Origin of the sequence: Hydrogenophaga sp. (genome assembly GCF_041633695.1) — a bacterium.
In the GTDB taxonomy this organism is placed as follows: domain Bacteria; phylum Pseudomonadota; class Gammaproteobacteria; order Burkholderiales; family Burkholderiaceae_C; genus Hydrogenophaga.
In genome coordinates this window covers 1-5,340 of record NZ_JBFJMY010000292.1, presented here as the reverse complement: position 1 = coordinate 5,340, position 5,340 = coordinate 1, and the positions used below count along the sequence as shown (strand labels likewise).

Annotated in this window: 5 protein-coding genes and 1 pseudogene; 1 reads left to right on the top strand and 5 read right to left on the bottom strand. The window is 65.4% G+C overall.

Going from position 1 to position 5,340, the window contains the following annotated elements:
* Positions 1 to 635 (top strand): annotated as a pseudogene (locus tag ABYB95_RS16265) (long-chain fatty acid--CoA ligase); the annotation flags it as partial.
* Positions 636 to 824: 189 nt separating this feature from the next.
* Here ABYB95_RS16265 and ABYB95_RS16260 read toward each other — a convergent pair.
* From ABYB95_RS16260 to ABYB95_RS16240, 5 genes are all read right to left on the bottom strand, one after another.
* Positions 825 to 2,315 carry an AMP-binding protein gene (locus tag ABYB95_RS16260; RefSeq protein ID WP_372659606.1) on the bottom strand — a complete coding sequence of 497 codons (1,491 nt, stop codon included), beginning with the start codon at positions 2,313 to 2,315 and terminating at the stop codon, positions 825 to 827.
* Entirely contained in the window at positions 2,312 to 2,728 is a 417-nt protein-coding gene (locus tag ABYB95_RS16255; RefSeq protein WP_372659605.1) for a hypothetical protein, read from the bottom strand. The genes ABYB95_RS16260 and ABYB95_RS16255 overlap by 4 nt, the downstream gene beginning before the upstream one ends.
* A 12-nt stretch (positions 2,729 to 2,740) precedes the next feature.
* Positions 2,741 to 3,532: an enoyl-CoA hydratase/isomerase family protein gene (locus ABYB95_RS16250; RefSeq protein ID WP_372659604.1), complete on the bottom strand. Its 792-nt coding sequence runs from the start codon at positions 3,530 to 3,532 to the stop codon at positions 2,741 to 2,743.
* A gap of 112 nt (positions 3,533 to 3,644) precedes the next feature.
* A complete protein-coding gene (locus ABYB95_RS16245) occupies positions 3,645 to 4,448 on the bottom strand; it encodes an ABC transporter ATP-binding protein (RefSeq protein WP_372659603.1) in 804 nt (267 codons plus the stop codon).
* A 10-nt stretch (positions 4,449 to 4,458) separates the two neighbouring features.
* On the bottom strand, positions 4,459 to 5,340 hold an 882-nt coding region (locus ABYB95_RS16240), incomplete at its 5' end, for an ABC transporter substrate-binding protein (protein WP_372659602.1).

The window sequence follows — 5,340 nt, the reverse complement described above, 5'->3', positions numbered from 1 at the left end:
GCCGCTTGGGCCGTTCCGTGCCAGGGGCTGCGGGCTGGACGCACGAAGAGCACTTTGAGGTTCGCATCGCCAATTCGGAAACCGACGAGCCGTTGCCCATCGGGGAAATGGGCGAGATTCTCGTGCGCCCAAAAGTGCCGTCCGGTTTCATGGCGGGGTACTTCAACGCACCGGCAAAGACGGTGGAGGCCTGGCGCAACCTCTGGTTCCATACCGGCGACGCGGGAACCATGCAAGCCGATGGACTGATCACCTTTGTGGACCGCATCAAGGACTGCATCCGCCGCCGGGGCGAGAACATCTCGGCCACCGAGGTGGAGGAGGTGGTCGCTGCGTTGCCAGGCATCGAGGAGGTGGCGGCTTACGCTGTGCCATCCGATCTGCCGGGCGGTGAAGACGAGGTGATGCTGGCGGTGGTGACCAAACCCGGTGTGACGCTCGACGGCGCGGATATCTTGCGCGCCGCCAGTGGCCAACTGCCCCGGTTCGCCAAACCGCGGTTCGTCAAATTTGTGGACAGGCTGCCAAAGACCGCGACAGGCAAGGTTCAGCGCGCCGTGTTGCGCAAGCAGGGCACCGAACTCGCCTTGGATTTGCAGGGAGCACACAATACGCGGCTGTCTTCGCCGTTCTGAGGGGCTTTCCCCCATGATTTTCACGCGGGTCTCGGTGGTCTGGAGCATGGCCGCCCACTGCGGTTGAGTCAAATAGCGATGCGTAAACCGGCGTGGGATTGCAAGGTTCGGCGCCACCTAAACGATCACCTCCTTGCAAAGACCTGGTTGTGTTCCAGCTGTACTTGTCGGACGAAGCCAGACCCCCGCTTAGATTCCATCCTTCGGATCCGAGTGTGCGAAACGTTTCAGCGGCGCCGACCGAAAGGCCACGCTCTGAGGCCGTTTGTAGCGCGCCAGTCGTTGCTCCACAAAACCGATTAGTTCGGAGGCGCTGACTTGCATGTCCGGTTGAATCGCACAGGTCGCGTGTACGACTTCACCCCAGCGTTCATCAGGCAAACCGAATACGAACGCTTCGGCCACAGCCGGGTGCTCCAGGAGCACCTGTTCCACCTCGGCGGGGTAGACGTTTTCGCCGCCGGTCTTGATGAGTTGCTTGTGTGCTGCGCGGCCGGTAAACCAGAGCCAGCCATCTGTGTCCAGGCGGCCTAAGTCGCCGGTTCGGTGCCAGGGGTCGGCGGGTTTAAAGGCGCGTTGCGTGGTCACGTCCCAGTAGCCTATAAAAACGGTGGGGCCGCACACGGCGATCTCACCTTCAACGCCGGTGTCCACCGGTTGCCCCGTGGCGTCTTGCACGCGCACCTGTGACGGCGCGACGGCGCGGCCTGCAGCACCGGGGCGTTCGCGCTGCAGGCCCAGGCACACCATGCTCGATACCTCGGCCTGGCCGTAGGCTGACCAGAACTGGGCCGCAGGACAGAGGACGGCGAGCCGTTCCAGCGTGCTCGCGGGTTCCAGGCCCATGCAAATGCGCAGGCTGGTGAGCGCCGCGCCGCTGGTCTGAGCCGCGTCGAGCATCGCGCCGAGCATGGGCGCGAAGGTGGCGCAGACCGTGACGCAGTGTTCGTCTATGGCGGCCACCGCAGCAGCGGGGTCGAAGCGCGGCAGCAGCACACATGTGCCACCGGCGCCCAGCAGTGCAAGCGACAGACCTATACCGGCAGCGTGGAACAGCGGCAGCACGCCGAGCCAGCGGTCGTCCACTCCGAGCGACCAGACGGCTGCGAGTTGGCGGGCGGACGCCGTTAGCTGCGATTGCGCCAGCACCGCACCTCGCGCGTGGCCGTCCACGGCCGCGGTGTACAGCATCAGTACGCCGCGCATCGGTGCATCCTGCCGTTGCACCAGTGCCGCAGTTTGTAGGCCGGCGCACGCCAGCGACGGCCACGTCGCGGTGTCGAGCTCCACCTTGAGCACACCGGGCATGCCGTCGGGCCACGCGGCCTGCCACATGAGCGCACACCCAGCGTCGACCACCGCAAGCACGGGCGTGGCGTCGCGCGACTGCTGGACCATTTCTGCGGGCGAGAGCCGCAGGTTGAGCGGTACCAGCATAGCCCCGAGCCAGGCCACAGCACCCAGCAGCACCAGTACCTCGGTGCGGTTGCCCGCCAGCAGCAGCACGCGATCACCTTGCCTGACGCCTGCGGCAGCCAGCGCGGCGGCTTGGCGTTGCACCGCTTCGTACAGCGTGGCGTGGGAATGGGGGTTGCCATCGACGACGACTGCCGCACGGTCGGTGTGCACCTCGGCGTTGTGCGCGAGCATGTCGATCAAGGTTGAGAATTCGGGTGTCATGGGGTCATCCTTGAAATCGTGAAGGCACCAGCGGGTACGAGACGGTGGCTGCGCAGCCGTGCGGCGTCGTATTCGGCGGCCAATTCGTCCACCAGCGTGGCGGGTGAACCAACGCTGGTGATGACCAGTTCAACCTTTTCGCGGATGAGACAGGCGAGGTCGTCCGCGAGCGTGGCGCTGCGCACTATGAGGTTGATGGCAAAGGGTGCGGCGTTCGCGCCGTCGATGGCCTCGCGAATTGAGGCGATCCACACCGAGAGTTCACCATGCTGACGGCAGTTCGCGGCGGGAAAGGCGCCGATCACGCCCGAGCGGCAGGCGGCCGCGACCAGCGCCGGCCCGGACACATGCAGCATGGGTGCGGCGATCAGCGGCAGGCGCAGTCGCGTGAGCCATTCAGCGGGCAAGGCCATGGTGGGGTGGACTCAGCGGCCAGTGAACTGTGCTTGGCGCTTGCCCACGAAGGCCGTGATGCCTTCGCGCGCATCGGCGGTGCGGGCGCAGGCTCTCAGCAGTTGCTGCTCGAGTGAGAGGTAGGCCTGCAGCGAGAGCGAAGGACCTTCGAGCGAAAGGCGCTTCATCGCGGCCAGCGATGCCGGCGCCGAGGCGCACAGCCGCTTCACCAGGGCCTGTGCGGCAGCATCCAGCTGTGCGGCGGGATGCACTTGGTCCACCGCACCTGCGGCCAGGCAGCGCTGCGCGTCTATCGCGTCGCTGAGCATCAGCCACTGCTGCGCGCGAACCGAGCCGATGCGCCGCGCCAGAAAATAGGACGCACCCACGTCCGGCGAGAGACCGATGGCTGCGTAGCCGGTGCGCAGTTTCATGGTGTCGCTGGCGAGCACAAAGTCGCCGCACAGGGCCAGGCCCACACCGGCACCCCCCACCGGGCCATTCACCACCGTGACGATGGGGCAGGTGGCCTGCGCCAGCTTCAGGTAGGCGGGCAGCAACTGGTCCAGGATCTCGTCGACCAGCTCGGCGAGCCGGTCGCCGGCCTTCACGAACTCGCGGATGTCACCCCCGGCGCAGAAGATGGCGCCGCGCGCCTCGATCGCGATCACGCGCGGTTGGCCCGCGAGCACCTCGTCGATCGCGCGCACCAGCGCAGGCGCGCTCGACGAACCCAGTGCGTTGTTGTTTTCGGGTCGGTTGAGCACGATACGCCCCACGCCCAGGCTGTCCAAATTCCATTCGATGCCGTTCATGTTGTTCATGATGCTTTCCCGGTTGTGTGAAGTGGCCCAGCCTGGGATGCCGCCGATCTGGCTCCGCCAGTCGGCCAGCATCGCCCCCTGGGGGGTGACGTCGAAGGCGGCGCGGGGGAGCTCATCCCAACCAGCGCTTGCGCCGGCGATAGTGTTTGACTTCTCGGTAGTTGCGCCGCTCGCCGCTGGCCTGGTTACCCAGATAGAACTCCTGGATGTCTTCGTTGGCACGCAGTTCGGCGGCGGTGCCTTCCAGGACCACGCGGCCGTTCTCGAGGATGTAGCCGTGGTCGGCCAGCTCCAACGCGGCCTGGGCGTGCTGCTCCACGATGAGCAGCGAAACGCCTTCGGCGCGCAGCTTCGCCAGCAGTCCGAAGATTTCGCTCACCATCATGGGCGCCAGGCCCAGCGAGGGCTCGTCGATCATCAGCAGCCGTGGCCTGGCCATCATGGCGCGGCCGATCAACAGCAACTGCTGTTCGCCACCGGAGAGGTAGCCCGCGGTGCGGGTGCGCAGCTCGGCCAGACGCGGGATCAGGCTGTACACCCGTTCCAGGCCCTGCTTCACGTCGGCCAGGCGCGTGAGCCGGTGCCCACCCACGACGAGGTTCTGCTCTGCCGTCATGTGGCGCAGCACCTTTCGGCCCTCTACCACGTGCACCACACCATCGGCCACCATCTTTTCGGTGGAAACGCCTGTGACGTCCTTCCCCAGCATGCGCACCTGGCCCGATGAGACGCGGCCTTCCTCCACGTCCAGCATGCCGGAAATGGTCTTGAGGGTGGTGCTCTTGCCGGCTCCGTTGGGGCCGAGCAGCACGGTGCACCCCCCTGCTGCTACCTCCAGCGCAATGCCTTTCAGCGAAAGGATCACGTCGGCGTAGAGCACTTCGACGTTGTTGAGAGCGATCAGCGGTTCAGACACGGCTGCACTCTCACCATTTGGCCAATTTGGGCACCGGAACGCCCTTGGCCACCGTGGTCAGCTTGCCGCCCACCACCTGACCAATGTTGACGCGCGGGTCCTTGGTTGGAAACGGGGCCTCGACCGAGAAGTCAATGTCGCCACCGGTGAATCCGTAGAAGTCCTTGGCGGGAAAGGTCGTGTCGATCAGCGTGTGGTGCAGCATCTCTCCGGTCAGCTTGTCGCCACCGTTTTTCTTCGCTGCGGCTTCAACCACGCGCACCATCACCAGTGCCTGGCTGATACCGATGGTGGTGAGCGAGTGCCACGGCCCCTTCAGACCGTGCTTGGCGACCAGCATGTCGTAGAAGCGTTTGGCTTCGGTGTCTTCCTCTGTGGCGATGACGCTGCCATGCACCTCGTAGTCACCTTCCATGGCTGCGATGCTGCCCATCAGCTTTTGCAGCATCGCGGGCGAATTCTGGAGGCTGTAGGCGATCGGCACGTTCTTACCCAGCGCCTGCATGGCGCGCTTGACCGCCACCGCTTGCTGGATGTTGGTGGGTACCAGTACCACTTCGGCGCCCGCGTTCAGCACGCGCCGCAACTGCAGCGTCACGTCCGACGGCTGGGGTTCGACGTAAACCATCTCCACCAGGTCCACGATCGCGGGGTTGGCCTTCGCATACGCCGCGACGCCTTTGCCCATGTCGGCAAACGTGGGCGAGGCCTCGGTGGTGAACATCGCGATTTTCACCGGTCGCGTGCCACCAGCCTTGTTCTTCTGGAACCATTCGATGAAGCCCGTCAGTTCGTGCACGAAGGTGGGCCGCGTGGCCATCACCCACTGGTTGGGGCGCCAGCCGAATCCGTTGGCCGCAGAGCCCAGGATCATGGGTACCTTGTCGGTGGG